This window comes from Micromonospora sp. NPDC047812 (assembly GCF_040704175.1).
GTDB lineage: Bacteria > Actinomycetota > Actinomycetes > Mycobacteriales > Micromonosporaceae > Micromonospora.
Window position 1 is genome coordinate 968,739 of sequence record NZ_JBEYRY010000002.1, and the last position, 16,721, is coordinate 985,459.

Here is a 16,721-nt window from a genome sequence, read left to right on the forward strand (position 1 = left end):
TGCCGGCCGGTTCGCGTAACGTCCGGCTCATGCCGACCATGCCGAAGTCGCTCTTCTGGACCCGGACGGACACCGCCGGCGCGGAGCACGCGCTGTTCGACGACGGCCGTGGGCTGACGGCGCGGGGCACGCTGACGGCCGTCGACCCGATCCCCTACACCTGCCGCTACCAGCTCGCCACCGACCCGGAGTGGGCCAGCGTCCGCGTCGAGGCAGAGGCGGAGGGCACCGGCTGGATGCGGAGCGTACGCCTGGAGCGGGTGACCGACGGGTGGCGGGTGACCACCGCCGAGCAGGGTGACCTGGACGCGGCGCTGCGGGCGGGCGGCCACCCGCCGGTCGGGCTGCCCGGCGCCGACGACCCGGGCCGGCTGGCCGGGGCGGTGGACGTCGACCTCGGCGGAGCGGCGCTGTTCAACGCGCTACCGGTGCGCCGGCTCGGGCTGACCCGCGCCGCGGCCGACGTCCCGCACCGGATCGACGTCGCCTGGGTGCTGGTGCCCAGCCTGCTGGTGGTGCCCGCCGAGCAGGTCTACACCCCGCTCGGCCCCGGCCGGGTCCGCTTCACCAGCGACACCTTCACCGCCGACATCGACCTCGACGGCGACGGCTACGTGGTGCGCTACCCCGGGCTGGCCGAGCGCGTCGACCCGCGCTGACCGGGCTACGGACGCCTCCCCCGACGGCCCGCGCCGCCCAGGCCCCCCGAACCGGCGCCCCATGCCGGCCACGCGGCTCAGGCCGGCCACGCGGCCCAGCCAGGCCGACGGCTCAGGGCCGGCCAGGCGGCTCAGCCAAGCCGACAGCTCAGGGCCGGCCAGGCGGCTCAGCCGAGCCGACAGCTCAGGCCGGCCAGGCGCCGGTGGTGAGGAAGCGCTCGACGGTCGCCAGGTGCGGGGTCGGGTCCAGTCCCTGGGCGGCCAGCCAGTCGTCGGAGTAGTAGGTGTCGGCGTAGCGGTCGCCGGCGTCGCAGATCAGGGTGACCACCGAGCCGGTGCGACCCTCGGCGAGCAGCTCCGCGATCAGCCCGAAGGCGCCCCACAGGTTGGTGCCCGTCGAGCCGCCCACCCGGCGGCCGAGCACCGCCGAGCCGGCGCGCATGGCGGCCAGCGATGCGGCGTCGGGCACCTGGACCATCCGGTCCACCACCGACGGCACGAACGACGCCTCCACGGTCGGCCGGCCGATCCCCTCGATGCGGGAGCCCCGCCCCGTGCGCACCGACCAGTCGGCGGCCTGCCAGGCGGGATAGAACGCGGAATTCTCCGGGTCGACCACGCACAACTTGGTGGGCAGCCGCTGGTAGCGGGCGTACCGGCCGATGGTGGCGCTGGTGCCGCCCGTGCCGGCGCCCACCACGACCCACGCCGGCACCGGGTGCCGCTCCAGGGCGAGCTGCGCGTAGATCGACTCGGCGATGTTGTTGTTGCCCCGCCAGTCGGTGGCCCGCTCGGCGTAGGTGAACTGGTCCATGAAGTGCCCGCCGGTGTCCTCCGCCAGCCAGCGGGCCTCCACGACCACCTTGGCCGGGTCGTCGACGAGGTGGCAGCGGCCGCCCTGGAACTCGATCTGGGCGATCTTCTCCGGCGAGGTGGAGGCGGGCATCACCGCGATGAACGGCAGCCCCAGCATCCGCGCGAAGTAGGCCTCGGAGACGGCCGTCGAGCCGGAGGACGCCTCCACGATCGTGGTCTCCGGGCCGATCCAGCCGTTGCAGAGCCCGTAGAGGAAGAGCGAGCGGGCCAGCCGGTGCTTCAGCGAGCCGGTCGGGTGCACCGACTCGTCCTTGAGGTAGAGGTCGATTCCCCACGATCGGGGCAGCGGGAACGGCAGCAGGTGGGTGTCGGCGGAGCGGTTGGCGTCCGCCTCGACGGCGGCGATCGCCTCGGTCACCCAGCGCCGGCTGGCCTCGTCGCACCGGTCGATGTGAGTCACTCTCGAAACCTAGCAAGCCGGCTCACCGTGGATCGGCTCCGGTCCGACGGCGCTGGCGGCGCTGACCGGCCCTGCCGGCCGCGAGGATCAGCGGGGCGAGCCGCACGGCGGCGCCGGGCAGCGCGTCGAGGAGCCGGACCTGCGCGCCGCGCCAGCGGGGGACGCTGACCACCGGGCGGGGCCGCCGGGCCAGCCGCGCGGCCCGCCGGGCCACCCGCTCGGGGGTCAGCAGCGTCCCGGTGAAGGAGGCCGCGGCGCCCGGGTCGTCGAGCCGGTCGTGCAGCATCGGCGTCCAGATCCCGTCCGAGCACAGGCACGACACGTGTACGCCCCGGTGCCCGGCCAGCCGCAGGTCGGCGAGGGTGCCGATGCTGAACGCGACGAGGGCGTGCTTGCTGGCCGCGTAGACGGTCTCGCCGGGCGCGGCCACCAGGCCGGCCAGCGACACGACGTTGACCACGTGCCCGTGCCCCTGTTCCCGCATGACGGCCAGCGCGGCGAGGGTGCCGTTCATCGCGCCGAGGGCGTTGACCTCCATCACCCGTCGGCGGGTCGCCGCGTCGTGCTCCCACGAGGGGCCGGTGACGAGGATCCCGGCGTTGTTCACCCAGAGGCCGAGCCCGCCCCGGCCGGCGGCCTCGGCGGCGACGGCGGCGCAGGCGTCCTCGTCGCGTACGTCCAGCCGGCGCGACCAGCCGCCCAGCGGGGCGGCGGCACGGGCCACCGCCTGGTCGTCGTGGTCGGTGAGGAGCACCGGCCAGCCGTCGGCGTGCAGCGCGGCGGCGATGGCGCGGCCGAGGCCGCCGGCCGCACCGGTCACCACCGCCGTCCCGGGGGCTGGCTTCGTCATCGGCGCACGCTATCGCCGCCCGGCGACGGTGCGCCAGAGCCGGCCGGACGCAGGCTGTCCGGCGACCGCGCACCAGAGCCGACGGGACGCGGCTGTCCGGCGGCCGGGGACCGGAGGTGACGGGACGCGGCTGCCGAGGGCCGGCGGGCGGCGGGTCAGGCGGCGGGCGGCACCGGGGCCTGCGGCCGGTTCTCCCACTTCGTGGAGAGGGCGATGCCGGTGCGGGTGGAGGCGACCCCCGGGGTCCGGTTCAGCCGCACGATGAGCCGTTCCAGCTCGGCGATGGTGCCGACCCGGGCCTTGAGCAGGAAAGACTCGACGCCGGCCATGAAGTAGCAGGATTCGATCTCGGGCATCTGCCGGAACGCCTCCAGCACGTCGTCGGTGTCGCCGCCGGAGTCCTCGACGATCCCGATGAGCGCGGTGACGGCGAAGCCGATCGCCTCGGGCTCGACCTCGGCGCGGTAGGCCCGGATCACGCCGCTGGACTCCAGCTTGCCGACCCGCTCGTGCACGGCGGGCGCGGAGAGGCCGACCTGCCGGGCCAGCTCGGCGTAGGACAGGCGGGCGTTGCCGCGTAGCAGCTCCACGAGGCTCAGGTCGATGGCGTCCACGGACTGTGACCCTAGCGGTCCGGGCGTAACGTCGGGCATCCGGCGCGCGTTGGACATGACAGGGTGTAGTCGTTCGAAAACTCGCAGTCAAAGGGGCCGCACGCAGGTAATATTTCCTAACTTCCCACTCAGTGCGTTTTTCGCGTTTGGCGGACAGGCCAGGTCGCTGGTGCTGTAATTGCCATACGTCCCTCATGACGGCTCTGGGCTCGCACCGGCCGGGGGCAGTGTGTTCAGCCGGGGGCTTCGTCGACGCGAGGAGGGGGCTGTGGACACTGGAGATCGCCTGCTGACACCGGGTGAAGTTGCCGCGCTGTTTCGGGTTGACCCGAAGACTGTGACGCGATGGGCAGCGGCGGGCCGGATAGGCAGCATCCGGACTCCAGGCGGGCATCGCCGGTTTCGGGAATCCGAGGTGCGGGCCCTGCTTGAGGGGGAGGGCATGTTGGACGAGGCGGAAGACGTCGGTAAACCGCGTAACGCGGGGCCGGCCGCCTCGACCGGGCCGGGCCCGGCCAACGCCGGCATGTACTGAATGGTGCGGATCGTCACGCGGGCCGGACGCAAGCTCCGGTCCGCGTCCCGGTGAGCCGGGCCCGGGTCACTCCCGGGCCACGCCCAGCTCACCAGACCAACGACGGAACAGCGTGTGCGGTACGCCGAGGGCGTCCAGCACCTTGCCGGCCACGAAGTCGACGAGCTGCGGGGCGGAGGCCGCCGCCCCCGCGCCGTAGAAGCCGGGGCTGGCCGGCAGCACGACCGCTCCGGCGTCGTGCAGCGCGATCAGGTGCTCCAGGTGGCTGCGGGTCACCGGCGTCTCCCGGGGCACCACCACCACCGGCCGGCGCTCCTTGAGGTTGACCTCGGCGGCCCGCTGCAACAGGTCCTTGGAGAGCCCGATCGCGATGCCGGCGCAGGCCGCCGTGCTCGCCGGGACCACCGCCATCCCGCGTACCCGGTAGGAGCCGCTGCTCGGGCCGGCGGCCAGGTCGCCGGCGGGCCAGTGCCGCACGTCGGCTCCCGCGAGGTCGCGGCCCAGCCAGGCGGCGAGGTCCTCGGCCCAGTGTGCGTCCCGGAACGGGCGCCCGGTCTCGTCGAGGACGGTCAGCCGGGCGGCCCGGGAGACGATCAGGTCCACCGGCTCGCCGGCGTCGAGCAGCGCCCGCACGACGGCCGCCGCGTACGGCGTGCCGGACGCCCCGGAGACTCCGACCACCCATGGTTCGCGCATGCCCTCCAGCCTGCCTGGTCGCCCCGTCCCGGCGCCGGGCACCCCCGCCCGGAGCGTCCGTGATGTCCCGCTCGGGTGCCGGTTGTGCCCCGGCGGGCGCGATGTCGGGTCGGGAGCGCGCCCATCCCGGCGGCCTGACATGCTGCCGGTGGCGATTCCCACGCGTAGCGGGATCGCGCCCGGGAGGAATCGGTGATGACCGACGAGGTTCTGCGGTCGCTACGGTCCGAGTGCCCCATCCCGCCCCGGCTCTCGCCGTACGCCGACGGGGTGCAGGAGTGGCTGGTCGGCGACCTGCTGCCGGGCCTCGGCCTGGCGGCTGACGACGCGGCGCCGCAACGGCTGGCGCACGCCGGCGTCGCCCGGTACGCCGGCCGGCTCTACCCCGGCGCGGCCGAGGCCGACCTGCGGGCGCTGACGGCGCTGTTCACCTGGTTCTTCCTGGTCGACGACGCGTGTGACCGGCCGGGCCGGCTCGGCCCCGACCAGATCCGGGCGCTGCGCGCCGGCGCGCTGACGCTGCTGCACGCCGGTCCCCGGCTCCGGCACGTCGGCCTGACCGGGCCGCTGCGGCGGCTGCTGGTGCACGGGTGGCGGGAGCCGCGCCGGCGGATGCCGGCCCGCTGGCGGCTGCGCTTCGCCGGGGCCGTCGCCGACCACCTCGACGGCACGTGGCGGGAGGCGGCGAACAAGGCGGCCGGCCGCCGCCCCGGCGTCGCCGAGTACGTCGCGCTGCGGCGCGCCACCTCCGCCGCGTACGTGTCGTATCCGCTGGTGGAGTTCGTCACCGGTCGCCCGCTGCCCGACCCGGTCCACCACCACCCGCTGCTGCGGGAGATCGCCGACACCGGCAACGACCTGCTCTCCTGGTACAACGACCTCGCCTCGCTGGAACGCGACGAGGCCACCTCCGGCGGGCACAACCTGGTGCTCGCGACGGCGGCCGAGCGGCGGGTGCCGGTGGAGACCGCGGTCGACCTGACGGCCGAGCGCTGGCGGGCGTCGATGCGGCGCTTCGTCGAGCTGCGCGCCGCGGTGCCGTCGTTCGGCCCGGCGCTGGACCGGGCGGTCGCCGACCACCTCGACGGGGTGGCGAACGCCGTCCGGGCCACCGTCGACTGGACCCTGGAGAGCACCCGCTACGGCGGCGGGGGAGGGCGCCTCGTCGACGCCTCCGCCGGCGGAGGGGCCCCTTCCTGACGGCCGGGCCGGACTGCGGGCCCGGCCGCGACGGCGGAGCGCCCACCGACGGCCGGCGCCCGTGGGACTCGCGCAGCGGGGTGGCACCGGTGCGCCCGGCACAGCGGGGCCGGCGGCGACGGTCAGGCGCGTAGGCCGAGGCGGACGACCAGGTCGAGCAGGGCGAAGACGAACAGCGCGATGCCGACGAAGCCGTTGGCGGTGAAGAAGGCCCGGTTGACCTTGCTCAGGTCGGTCGGGGTGACCACCAGGTGCTGGTAGCCGAAGGCGAGGGCGGTCAGCCCCAGCCCGATCCACCAGAGCCAGCCGAAGCCGACCAGCGCCCCGAACCAGAGGAACAGCGCGAACGTCACCACGTGCGCCACGGTGGAGGCGTGCAGCGCGAAGCGCAGCCCGTAGCGGGCCGGCACGCTGTGCACGCCGATCTGCCGGTCCACCTCGGCGTCCTGGCAGGCGTAGATGAGGTCGAAGCCGCCGATCCAGAGGCCGACGGCCACGCCGAGCAGCCACGCCGGCCAGGAGCCGTCGAGGGTGCCGGTGACGCCCAGCCAGGCGCCGACCGGGCCGACGGCCTGGGCGACGGCCAGGATCGCGTGCGGCCAGTTGGTGAACCGCTTGCCGTACGGGTAGACGACCAGCGGCACCACGGCGAGCGGCGCGAGCACCAGGCAGAGCGGGTTGAGCAGGGCGGCGGCGGCGAGGAAGACCACGAGCGCGACGGCCGCGCCGGTCCAGGCCGTCCGCACGCTGACCGCCCCGGTGACCAGTTCCCGGCCGGCGGTACGCGGGTTCCGCGCGTCGATCCGGCGGTCCAGGATCCGGTTCGCGGCCATCGCGAACGTCCGCGCGCCGACCATCGCCACGGTGATCAGCAGCAGGTCCAGCCACCGGACCCGCCCCCCGTCGACCTGCATGGCGGTGAGCGCCGACAGGTACGCGAACGGCAGGGCGAACACGGAGTGCTCGATCGCCACCAGCTTGAGGAAGGACTTCACCCGGCCCGGCCGCTGCGCCGGTTCGACGGCGGTCGCCATCAGATGCCGTACTCCTTCCAGCGCTTGTCGACCAGGGAGACGACCTCGGGTGCCATCCGCATCTCCTCCGGCCAACCCCGGGTGTAGCCCTCCTCGGGCAGCTTGCGGGTGGCGTCGACGCCCGCCTTCCCGCCCCAGAACTGCTGGTAGGAGGCGTGGTCCAGGTGGTCCACCGGCCCCTCGGTGAGCAGCAGGTCGCGGGCGTAGTCGACGTTGCCGAAGGCGCGGAAGGCGACCTCGTTGTAGTCGTGCACGTCGCAGTCCTCGTCGACGATCACGATCAGCTTGGTCAGCGACATCATGTGCGCGCCCCAGATCGCGTTCATCACCTTCTGGGCGTGCTTCGGGTAGCGCTTGCGGATCGACACGATCGCGCAGTTGTGGAAGACCCCGGCCGCGGGCAGGTCGTAGTCGACGATGTCCGGGATCAGGAAGCGCAGCAGCGGCGCGAAGATCCGCTCGGTGGCCTTGCCGAGGCCGTGGTCCTCCTGCGGGGGCTGCGACGTGACGATCGAGTGGTAGACCGGGTCGCGCTGCGTGGTCATGCACTCGATGTGCATCACCGGGAAGGGCTCCACCGGCGTGTAGAAGCCGGTGTGGTCGCCGAACGGGCCCTCCGGGAGCCGCTCACCCGGCTCGATGTAGCCCTCCAGGACGATCTGCGCGTGCGCCGGCACCTGGAGCGGGACCGTCAGGCAGTCCACCATCTCGACCCGCTCCCCGCGCAGGTACCCGGCGAACAGGTATTCGTCGATGTCGGCGGGAAGTGGCGCGCTGGCCGAGTAGGCGACCGCCGGGTCGGTACCGATGGCGATCGCCACCGGCAGCCGCTGCCCGAGCCGCTCGGCGACCGCGTGGTGCGCCGTGGAGTTCTTGTGGATCTGCCAGTGCATGCCGATGCTGTTCCGCGAGTGCTGCTGCAACCGGTACAGCCCCAGGTTGCGCTTGCCCGTCTCCGGGTGCTTCGTGTGGGTCAGCCCGAAGTTGTGGAAGATCCCGCCGTCGCCCGGCCAGACCTGCAACCCCGGCAGCCGGCCCAGGTCGACGTCGTCGCCCCGGTAGACCACCTGCTGGCAGGGAGCGGTCCTGACCTTCTTCGGCGGCATCGACGTGAGCTGCCTGACCTTGCCGAGGCCGTCCATCATCCCGGAGAGGCCCACCGGCAGCTCCGGCTTGAGCATGTTGCCGAGCCGCTCGCCGATCTCGTCCAGCGACTCGACGCCGAGCGCCATCGCCATCCGCTTCTCGGTGCCGAAGAGGTTGATCGCCACCGGCATCTCGCCCCGGGTGGGCCGCTCGAAGAGCAGCGCCGGGCCGCCCGCGCGGACCGTCCGGGTGACGATCTCGCTGATCTCCAGGGTGGGATCGACCGGGGCGCTCACCCGCCGCAACTCGCCCGCGCGCTCCAGCGCCGCGAGGAAGTCCTTGAGATCGGTGTACGGGAAGCCACGAGCCGCCATGCCTGCCAGTCTCCCGCACCGACCTGGGCGGCGACCACGCCGGGGTGGTGTGACACCGGCGGTCACCGGGTCGGCAGGCGCGGGAACGGCCCGGTCGCTCCGGCCGGCGGAGGTCCGGGTCATCGATCACCGACGCTCCGACGGGCCGGACCGGACGGCCGGTGATCACTAGGATCGGGTCCGCCGATCGGACCGGTCGTGATGCCCCGCCGCGGCCTTCCGGACCGGCCTCACCCACGAAGGAGATCGATGAGATCTGTGCGTGTCCCGCGCAGCAGGACCCTGCGCGCCCTGACCGTGCTGGCCGTGGTCACGGCGGGCACCGGCGTGGTGGCCGGTCCGGCCGCCGCGGAGACCGACCCCGGCCAGGTCAGCGGCTGGTTCAACGACCTCACCGTCGGCGCGGCCGGCGCGCCAGGCCGGGTGGCGCCGCTGGAGCTGAGCAGCACCGGCGCGACCGCCCCCCGGGTCACCGTCGACCTGTCCGGCCTGGCGGGCGTCGCCACGGTCAGCTTCCCCGACTGGTGCGTCACCGAGGGCACCTCGGTGACCTGCCCGATGCCGCCGGGGGCGATTCCGGACGAGTACGGCACCGTCAACGGCACGGTGCCGCTGGTCTTCCGCGCCGCGCCCGGCGCCGTCCACGGCGCGACCGGCACGCTGAACTACACCGTGGGGGCCGACGGACTGGGGCCGTACACCCATCAGGCGACCGTCGACGTGCGGTCCGGTCCCGACCTGCTCGACCTGGTCGACGAGCGCGTCCCGGGCGTCGACGTCGGCGACGTCCGCGACGTGCCCGTGGCCGTGGTCAACGCCGGTGACCAGCCGGCCGGGGACCTCCGGCTGACGCTCCGCTTTCCAGTCGGCCTGCAACCTGCCAGCTACCGGAACTGCCGGTACGGCGTCGACCCGGTGCTCGCCACGGTGGTGGTCTGCACCGTGCGGGGCACGTTCGTGCCCGGGGTCCGGCACGAGCTGCGGCACGGTTTCACCACCACGGTCGGTCCGGCCACCCTCGGCGACAAGCGCATCACCCAGTTCGTGGAGCCGCTGGCCACCGCGGGGCCCCTGCCCGGCAACGTGCGGCTGACCCGTCGGGAGGCCGACCGCGCGCTCCGGCTGCGGCCGGTCGGCGAGCCGATGGATCCGATCGCCGCCGGCGACGCCTACGGCAGCACCTACCTGCCCGGCGTCCACGGCGCCTTCGACGTCGTCGCCGTGGGCGCCACCGTCACCGGTGCCGTCGGTGACACCGTCCGGGTGAACGTGGGGATCCGCAACGACGGTCCGGGCGTGCCGGACAACACCGTCTCCGGCGGCAGCACCAGCGCGATGATCTTCACCCCACCGGCCGGAGTGACCGTGCTGGCCACCCCGCCCGGCTGCGGGCCGACCCAGGACGACGAGGGCAGCGCTCCGACGGCCTGGGTCTGTTGGCAGGGGACCGTGTTCCCCGCCGGGCAGAGCTTCACGGTGCCGTTCGAGCTGCGGATCGACGGCCCCACGGGCGCTCCGGGCGAGGTCCGCGTGTACTACGACTACCCGCGTCCGGACGACGATCCGACCAACGACGCCGCCCCGGTCACCCTCGGCTGACCGGGACCCCGTGCCCGCCCTGGGCCGAGGCGGGGCCGACGAGGAGGGCCGGCCACGGGCGTACCGTGGCCGGCCTTCGCGCCCCCGGCCGCCCGGGGGCGGGTCCGAGATCGGTCCCGGGCACGTTCGTCAGCGGGCGGCCGGCTCCCAGGCGTACGCGGCCACGGGCGCGTCGAGCGGCGCGCCGGTGAGCCGGTTGGCCAGGGTGGAGATGGTGTACGTGCCGACGCCGAGCACGACGTCCAGGGCGTGCCGGGGCTGGTAGCCGGCCGCCAGGAAGGCGGTGATCCCGTCCTCGGGCACCGCGCCCCGGTGGTCGAGCACGGCGAGGGTGAAGCGGCGCAGGGCCTCCAGCCGGTCGTCGGGCACGGGCGTGCCGGCGCGCAGCGCGCCGATCAGCCCGGGCGTCGCGCCGTGCCGGGTGAGGGCGGCCGTGTGCATGGCGACGCAGAGGTGGCACTCGTTGCGGGTGGCGACCGTCATGACGACGACCTCCCGCTCGACGGGGTCGAGGGCGCACTTCTCGAAGATGCCGTTGACGGTGAGGAATCCGGTGAGCAGTTCCGGGGACTCGGCCATCAGGCCGACCGCGGCGGGCAGGTGCCCGAGCCGGCGGCGTACGCCCTCGATGACCGGCCGTGCGGCGGCGGGTGCGGTGTCGGCGGTGTGCGCGGTGAACGGGGACACGGCAAACCTGCTCTCGGGTTCGGGGACGGCCGGCGCGGCCCGACGGGCGGCCCGCCGTAGGTGGACGTAGGATCGTCAACGTGGTTGTCGAAATAGTAAACGAGGTTGTCGAACGTGGCAACGGCTGAACCCGACCGGCCCGGCTTCCTGCTGCCCCTGCTGCTGCTGGCCGGCTTCCGTACGCTCATCGACGACCTGCACGCGGAGCTGGCCCGGCAGGGGCACCCGGAGCTGCGACCGCTGCACGGCTTCGTCCTCCAGGCCGTCGGTGCCGAGGGCACCACCGCCACCGAGCTGGGCCAGCGGCTCGGCGTCTCCAAGCAGGCGGCCGGCAAGACGGTCGACCGCCTGGTCGCCCTCGGCTACCTGGAGCGCGCCGACGACCCGCGCGACGCGCGGCGCAAGCTGGTCCGGGCGACCCCGCACGGCCTGGACGGCCTGCGCCGCTCGGCGGCCGTCTTCGACCAGCTCCGGCAGCGGTGGGCCGCCACCCTCGGCGCCGACCGGGTCGCCGCCCTGGAGGACGACCTGCGCGCGGTCACCCCGGCCAACCCGTTCCGCCTCGACGTGCCCGGCTGGTTCGGCGGCTGACCACCGCACCGTCGCCCGCGCTCACGTGGCAGCGGGACCCCGGCAGCGGCGGTGGACGGGCGCCCGCGGGGGGGCCGACAGCAGCACGGCCGCCCGCCGTCAAGACCCCCAGATGGACATGTGGCTGCACTTCGACAAGTTCGGGGTTCTCGACCACGCCCTGCGGCACCTCGACCGGGAACTGGACGACCTGATCTGCGAGCCGCAACTCGTCATCGGCCCCGCCTCGCCCACCGAACAGGCCGTGGGAAAGGACGGAATCCGACGGTTCTCGCGGTACAAGTTCGTCATCCTGCTCCTCGGACAGACCCGCATTTCGGTCTTCTCCTGCGAGTGGGACTTCGTCAAGTGCATCGTGTCGAACGCCGACGCCTTCGACTTTCGTTACAAGGACATCACCGGCCTGCGGATGCGGCAGTTGCACGAGGCGCCGCAGGGCGGCCGACTGGTCATCACCGATGACCACGGCAAGGAGATGGAGGTACGGTTCGCCAAGGTCTTCGAAATGATCATCGCCGGTACGGACCGGATCGCGGTGACCATCGACGTGCAGGCGCAGAACGCCGGCGCCGGGTTGCAGCCGACGGGGGCCACCGCCACCGAACGGCTCGTCCGGCGGCAGTTGGACGACGCGGCCTGACCGGTGCCCCGGTGAGCTGCGGTGGGTGGCCCGGCGAGGCCGCCCACCGCACGCGTCGACGCGGCCGTCACCCGTCCGTCGTGGGCCGTCTCCGGATCAGCGGGACAGCGGCGTACGTGCGGTCCGGGTCACCCGCAGGTGATCAGTCCAGGCCGCCGTAGGAGTGCAGTCCCTCGAAGAAGATGTTCACACCGAACAGGTTCATCAGCATGGTGAGGAAGCCGACGACGGCGAGCCAGGTCGCCACGTTCCGTTTCACGCTCGGGGTGGCCCGGGCGTGCAGGTAGCCGGCGTAGATCACCCAGGAGATGAACGACCAGGTCTCCTTCGGGTCCCAGCCCCACGGCCGTCCCCAGGCCGCCTCGGCCCAGATCGCCCCGGCGATCACCGCGAAGGTGAAGACCGGGAACGCGAAGGCGTGCAGCACGAAGGTCAGCCGCTCCAGTGCCGCCGCCGCCGGCAGCCGCTTCGCCAGCGTGTACGGGAAGCTCCGCCGGCCCTGCTCGTAGCCGGCGCGCATCAGGAACGCCACCGCCGGCACCGCGCCCAGCAGGAAGATGCCGGAGGCGAAGACGATCGTCGAGACGTGGATGACGAACCAGTACGAGTTGAGCGCCGGCACCAGCGGCACGATCGGGGTGTAGAGCACCAGCTCGGCGGTCGCCACCAGCAGCACCATCACCAGCGACAGGAACAGCCCGAGGCGGCGCAGCTGCGGCCGCTTCCAGAGCACCATCAGCCAGCCGGCGACACCGATCCAGGTGCCCGTGAGCACGAACTCGTACATGTTGCCCCAGGGCATCCGGTCGGCGGCGAGACCGCGCGTGACCAGCGCCCCCAGGTGCAGCAGCGCCCCGAGCGCGGTGGCCGCGACGGCGACCAGGCCCGCCATTCGGGCGCGCCGGGCGGTGCGCTCGGCCGCCGACGCCCCGCTCGCGACGGGTGCGTCAGGGGTGCCGCCCCCGGCCGCGCCGACGCCGGCACCGACCAGCTCGCGGGCGGGCGCCGCGGCCACCCGGGCGCGGGCGTTGCCGAGCGCGTACTCGACGGCGTGGCTGATCATCGCGATCAGGTACGCCAGGATCGCGAACGACACCAACTGGTCGGAGAGTGCGGACATCACTCGGCTCCTTCTCGCGCTCCGGCCCGGTCGCCGCCGTCGCGGTCGACACCGGCCTCCTCGTCCGACCGCCCGTCGCCGCCGATGGCGGCCACGAGCTGCGCGAACTCGTCGGCGAACCCGGGATGGTCGGTGCGCGGCAGGCCACCGGCCTCGACCAAACTACTACCGCTCGTCGGAGATCCACTCGTGGGGTCGGCGGCACCGGCCGGCAGCACCCGGAAGAAGACCCGGCGGCGCCGCCCGAACAGCGAGCCCATCAGCCCGACCAGCAGGACGGCGGAGCTGACCAGCAGCAGCGTCGAGCCTGGGTCGTACCGGACCGACAGGGTGATGTACGGCACGGTGCCCAGGAACTCGACGGTGGTGCCGTCGTCCAGCGTCCAGGTCTCGCCCTTGCGGAGCAGCTTCGTGCCGACCTCCTTGACCTTGCCGGCCCGCACCTGCCGCTGGTCCAACTCGTAGACCGAGCCGGGGATGCCGGCGTCCATGCCCAGGTTGCCCCGGTACGCGACGAGGTTCAGCGCGGGGTTCCGCTCGGTGGGGTACTCGGAGCGGGCGAACGGCGCAGCAGCCGGTGCGGTCGGCAGGTAGAGGCCGGAGAAGGCCATCTGGAGGTTCTCGCCCCGCTCACCCGTCGCGGGGTCGACGTTGATGTCCGGGAAGGCCGCCAGCCCTTCGCTGGTCAGGCCGATGTCGCCCGTGGTCAGGAACGGGAAGTTGCTGGTCTGGCTCTTGCCGAACCGGTCCGTGTAGCGGATCACCGGGGCGTAGCCGTGGCCCAGCAGGTAGACGTTCGCGCCGTCGAGGCGCAGCGGGGCGTTGACCGAGAAGTTGGCCCGCCGCCGCTCGCCGTCGGCCTCGTCGACGGTCACCTCGGCGTCGAAGAACTCCGGCTGGCCGGACTCCAGGAACCGGGCGTGGAAGTCGTCGAGTTGGATGCAGAAGCCCGGCAGGTCGGCGCTGTCGACGCGGGGGCCGAGCTTGCTCTCGGCGTACTGCTGGCGGGTGTTGCAGAACGCGTTGTCCGCGCCGGCCACCAGCAGCTTGTTGCCGCTCCAGCCGTACCAGGAGCCGAGCGCGACGCCGACCAGCACGAGCACCAACGAGCTGTGGAAGAGCAGGTTGCCGGTCTCCTTGAGGTAGCCCTTCTCGGCGGAGACCTCGTCGCCACGCACCACCACCCGCCAGCGCCGCCGGCGCAGCGCCGCCGCGATCGCCGCGACACCCCCCTCGGGCGCGGGCAGGACGGCGTGCTGCGGCAGCCGGTCCAGCCGCTTCGGCGCGGCCGGCGGCTTCGACCGCAGCGCCCGTACGTGGTCGCGCAGCCGGGGCGTGATGCAGCCGATCAGCGAGGTGAAGAGCAGCAGGTAGATCGCGGAGAACCAGACCGAGCCGAACGCCTCGAAGGCCCCGATCCGGTCCAGCACCGGAGCCAGGTCGGGGTGCGCGGTGAAGTAGTCCCGCACGTCCTCCGGGTTGACCCCGCGCTGCGGCAGCACGGAGCCGGGGATGGCGGCCACCGCGAGCAGGAAGAGCAGCACCAGGGCCGTACGCATGCTGGTGAGCTGCCGCCACGAGTTGCGCAGCAGGGCCAGCAGGCGGTTGGGCCGGCGCCGGGGCGCCTCGGCCGGCGGTGCCGGCCGCTCGTCGACGGCGGTCATCAGATGCTCACCTCGCCCACCCCGACGGTGGTCTGCAACCAGATCACGAAGTTCGTCCAGCCGCCGGTGACCAGCGCGAGGCCGATCAGGATCAGCAGCGCCCCGCCCACCCGGGTGACCCAGCGGCTGTTGCGCCGGACCGCCCGGAACACGCCCAGCAGCCGCTCGAAGCCCAGCCCGAAGACGACGAACGGAATCCCCAACCCGAGGCAGTACGCCACGGCGAGTACCGCGGCCCGGTCGGTCTGCCCGCCGACGGCGGCCATGCCGATCACCGCGCCGAGGGTCGGGCCGACGCAGGGCACCCAGCTGAGCGCGAAGACCGCCCCGAAGACCGGCGCCCCGAGCAGCCCGGCGGCGGGCAGCCGCTGGAAACGGAACTCCCGCTGCAACCCGGGGACCAGCCCCACGTAGCTCAGCCCGAGCACGACGATCAGCGCGCCGATGACGATCTCCAGCGTCCGCTCGTACTCGAAGAAGACCCGGCCGACGCCGGCGAAGAGAATCGCGGTGGCGGTGAAGACGGCGGTGAAGCCGGCGATGAACAGCAGCGTGCCGGCGAGCACCCGGCCCTTGACCGCGACCTTCGGCGCCCCGGTGCGCTCGCGCACCGCCACCCCGCCGCCGTTCTCCCCGCTCGCGGCGCTGTCGGCGCCGGGCAGAGGGCCGTCCGTCGCCGGCTGGCCCTCCCGCACCCGCGGGCGCCGGGTTTCGAGGTCCGCGCCGGCGAGGCCGGTGACGTACGACAGGTAGCCCGGCACGAGCGGGAGCACGCACGGGGAGAGGAAGCTGACCAGCCCGGCGAGCGCCGCCGCGCCGATGGCGAGCAGCAGCGGGCCCGACTGGGCGAGTTCGGAGAACGTCTCGCCCATCAGCGTGAACCGTTGGAGGCCGGCTGCTCGGCGGCGATCCGCTCGACGATGGGCTGGAGGCCCTCCTGCTTCACCGCCGCCCGGATCACGACGGCGATCCGGCCGTCCCGGTCCAGCACCACGGTGGCCGGGATGGTGTTCGGCGGGATGTCCAGGGCGAGCGCCAGCCGGCTCGGCGGGTCGAAGAGACTCGGGTAGCTGACCTTGAAGCTCTCCTCGAAGGCCCGCGCCTTGTCCCGCTGGTCCTGGATGTTGATGCCCAGGAAGGTCACCCCGGAGCCCTTCGTGGCCTGGTACGTGTTCTCCAGGTCGTCCGCCTCCGCCCGGCACGGCGCGCACCAGGAGCCCCAGAAGTTGACCACCACGACCTGGCCGCGGTCCTTCGCCACGTCGTGGCTGCCGCCGGTGAGCAGCTCACCGGCGAGCTTCGGGGCGGCCGAACGCTGGTCGGGGGCGCACTCGATGATGCCGCCGGAGTTGTCGCACGCCTTCTCGCCGTCGCGCGACGAGCAGCCGGCCAGCGCCACCGTCACGACGGCGGCGAGCAGACCCGCGGTCCACCTCCGGGCGTTCATCAGGCCCCCTTGGCCGTCCTGGCGGTCGGCGACATCGCGATCAGGTGGGCGGCCGGCTCGGAGTAGCCGATGCCGACGACCTTGGCGCCGTCGAAGTGGAAGGAGGTGAGGCTGGCCAGCCCGCACTGGCGCTTGCGCGGGTCGTGCCAGAGCCGCTTGCGCTCCACGTAGCGGCGCAACGTCCAGATCGGCAGCTGGTGGGAGACCAGCACGGCCTCGCGCCCCTCGGCGGCCACCCGGGCGGCGTGCAGGGCGCCGAACATCCGCTCCGCGATGGCGCGGTACGCCTCGCCCCAGGACGGGGTGACCGGGTCCCGCAGCACCCACCAGTTGCGCGGGTCGCGGAACGAGCCGTCGCCGGGCGAGACCTTCTTGCCTTCGAACCAGTTGGCACTCTCGATGAGCCGCTCGTCCACTCCGACCGGCAGCCCGAACTGCGCGGCGATCGGCTCGGCCGTCTGCTGGGCGCGCTCCAGCGGGCTGGCCACCACGTGCACGACCTCCCGCTCGGCCAGCCCCTGCGCGGCGGCCTTGGCCATCTGCACGCCGAGCTCGGAGAGCCGGAAGCCCGGCAGCCGGCCGTAGAGGATGCCGTCCGGGTTGTGCACCTCGCCGTGCCGCAGCACGTGGACCACCGTCTTGCTCACCG

General features: G+C 73.5%; 18 protein-coding genes. 6 read left to right on the forward strand and 12 right to left on the reverse strand.

What is annotated here, in order from left to right:
* The first annotated feature begins 29 nt into the window (after positions 1-29).
* Positions 30-659, forward strand: coding sequence for a putative glycolipid-binding domain-containing protein (locus AB0883_RS12250; RefSeq protein WP_366641237.1), 630 nt, complete (start codon positions 30-32; stop codon positions 657-659).
* 184 nt (positions 660-843) lie between these two features.
* On the opposite strand, the gene AB0883_RS12255 is transcribed toward AB0883_RS12250, so the two are convergent.
* From AB0883_RS12255 to AB0883_RS12265, 3 genes are all read right to left on the reverse strand, one after another.
* Positions 844-1,935 (reverse strand): PLP-dependent cysteine synthase family protein, encoded by a 1,092-nt coding sequence (locus AB0883_RS12255; RefSeq protein ID WP_366641238.1) that lies wholly within the window; start codon positions 1,933-1,935, stop codon positions 844-846.
* A gap of 22 nt (positions 1,936-1,957) precedes the next feature.
* Positions 1,958-2,785 carry an SDR family oxidoreductase gene (locus tag AB0883_RS12260; protein WP_366641239.1) on the reverse strand — a complete coding sequence of 276 codons (828 nt, stop codon included), beginning with the start codon at positions 2,783-2,785 and terminating at the stop codon, positions 1,958-1,960.
* A gap of 155 nt (positions 2,786-2,940) precedes the next feature.
* Positions 2,941-3,399: an Lrp/AsnC family transcriptional regulator gene (locus AB0883_RS12265; RefSeq protein WP_358114451.1), complete on the reverse strand. Its 459-nt coding sequence runs from the start codon at positions 3,397-3,399 to the stop codon at positions 2,941-2,943.
* A 268-nt stretch (positions 3,400-3,667) separates the two neighbouring features.
* On the opposite strand from AB0883_RS12265, the gene AB0883_RS12270 reads away from it, so the two are divergent.
* Positions 3,668-3,934 carry a BldC family transcriptional regulator gene (locus tag AB0883_RS12270; RefSeq protein ID WP_089002465.1) on the forward strand — a complete coding sequence of 89 codons (267 nt, stop codon included), beginning with the start codon at positions 3,668-3,670 and terminating at the stop codon, positions 3,932-3,934.
* A gap of 66 nt (positions 3,935-4,000) precedes the next feature.
* On the opposite strand, the gene AB0883_RS12275 is transcribed toward AB0883_RS12270, so the two are convergent.
* The gene (locus AB0883_RS12275; protein ID WP_366641240.1) at positions 4,001-4,630 is read right to left on the reverse strand and encodes a UbiX family flavin prenyltransferase; all 630 of its coding nucleotides are present in this window, start codon (positions 4,628-4,630) and stop codon (positions 4,001-4,003) included.
* A 195-nt stretch (positions 4,631-4,825) separates the two neighbouring features.
* Here AB0883_RS12275 and AB0883_RS12280 point away from each other — a divergent pair, with 195 nt between their 5' ends.
* Positions 4,826-5,830, forward strand: coding sequence for a terpene synthase (locus AB0883_RS12280; RefSeq protein ID WP_366641241.1), 1,005 nt, complete (start codon positions 4,826-4,828; stop codon positions 5,828-5,830).
* Positions 5,831-5,952: 122 nt separating this feature from the next.
* Here the strand turns inward: AB0883_RS12280 and mqnP are convergent, their stop codons facing one another.
* Both mqnP and AB0883_RS12290 read right to left on the reverse strand, forming a co-directional pair.
* On the reverse strand, positions 5,953-6,864 hold the full coding sequence (gene mqnP / locus AB0883_RS12285; protein WP_366641242.1) for a menaquinone biosynthesis prenyltransferase MqnP: 912 nt from the start codon (positions 6,862-6,864) through the stop codon (positions 5,953-5,955).
* Positions 6,864-8,324 carry a menaquinone biosynthesis decarboxylase gene (locus AB0883_RS12290; protein WP_366641243.1) on the reverse strand — a complete coding sequence of 487 codons (1,461 nt, stop codon included), beginning with the start codon at positions 8,322-8,324 and terminating at the stop codon, positions 6,864-6,866. Before AB0883_RS12290 ends, mqnP begins: the two co-directional genes overlap by 1 nt.
* A gap of 249 nt (positions 8,325-8,573) precedes the next feature.
* On the opposite strand from AB0883_RS12290, the gene AB0883_RS12295 reads away from it, so the two are divergent.
* Positions 8,574-9,923, forward strand: coding sequence for a hypothetical protein (locus AB0883_RS12295; protein ID WP_366641244.1), 1,350 nt, complete (start codon positions 8,574-8,576; stop codon positions 9,921-9,923).
* A 129-nt stretch (positions 9,924-10,052) separates the two neighbouring features.
* Here AB0883_RS12295 and AB0883_RS12300 read toward each other — a convergent pair whose 3' ends face one another.
* Positions 10,053-10,610, reverse strand: coding sequence for a carboxymuconolactone decarboxylase family protein (locus tag AB0883_RS12300; protein ID WP_366641245.1), 558 nt, complete (start codon positions 10,608-10,610; stop codon positions 10,053-10,055).
* A gap of 114 nt (positions 10,611-10,724) precedes the next feature.
* Between AB0883_RS12300 and AB0883_RS12305 the strand changes: the two genes are divergently transcribed.
* Together AB0883_RS12305 and AB0883_RS12310 are read left to right on the forward strand one after the other, a co-directional pair.
* Positions 10,725-11,201, forward strand: a complete 477-nt coding sequence (locus tag AB0883_RS12305) for a MarR family winged helix-turn-helix transcriptional regulator (RefSeq protein ID WP_366641246.1) — start codon at positions 10,725-10,727, stop codon at positions 11,199-11,201.
* Positions 11,202-11,313: 112 nt separating this feature from the next.
* Positions 11,314-11,841 (forward strand): hypothetical protein, encoded by a 528-nt coding sequence (locus AB0883_RS12310; protein WP_366641247.1) that lies wholly within the window; start codon positions 11,314-11,316, stop codon positions 11,839-11,841.
* A 142-nt stretch (positions 11,842-11,983) separates the two neighbouring features.
* Here AB0883_RS12310 and ccsB read toward each other — a convergent pair whose 3' ends face one another.
* The 5 genes from ccsB to AB0883_RS12335 are packed head-to-tail and all read right to left on the reverse strand — an operon-like array spanning position 11,984 to position 16,719.
* Complete coding sequence (gene ccsB / locus AB0883_RS12315; RefSeq protein WP_366641248.1) at positions 11,984-12,961, reverse strand: c-type cytochrome biogenesis protein CcsB; 978 nt, start codon at positions 12,959-12,961, stop codon at positions 11,984-11,986.
* Positions 12,961-14,625 (reverse strand): cytochrome c biogenesis protein ResB, encoded by a 1,665-nt coding sequence (locus AB0883_RS12320; protein ID WP_366641249.1) that lies wholly within the window; start codon positions 14,623-14,625, stop codon positions 12,961-12,963. The genes ccsB and AB0883_RS12320 overlap by 1 nt, the downstream gene beginning before the upstream one ends.
* Complete coding sequence (locus AB0883_RS12325; RefSeq protein ID WP_366641250.1) at positions 14,625-15,497, reverse strand: cytochrome c biogenesis protein CcdA; 873 nt, start codon at positions 15,495-15,497, stop codon at positions 14,625-14,627. The genes AB0883_RS12320 and AB0883_RS12325 overlap by 1 nt, the downstream gene beginning before the upstream one ends.
* Positions 15,497-16,072: a TlpA disulfide reductase family protein gene (locus AB0883_RS12330; RefSeq protein WP_366641251.1), complete on the reverse strand. Its 576-nt coding sequence runs from the start codon at positions 16,070-16,072 to the stop codon at positions 15,497-15,499. Before AB0883_RS12330 ends, AB0883_RS12325 begins: the two co-directional genes overlap by 1 nt.
* A complete protein-coding gene (locus tag AB0883_RS12335; protein WP_121397133.1) occupies positions 16,072-16,719 on the reverse strand; it encodes a histidine phosphatase family protein in 648 nt (215 codons plus the stop codon). The genes AB0883_RS12330 and AB0883_RS12335 overlap by 1 nt, the downstream gene beginning before the upstream one ends.
* Between the last annotated feature and the right edge of the window lie 2 nt (positions 16,720-16,721).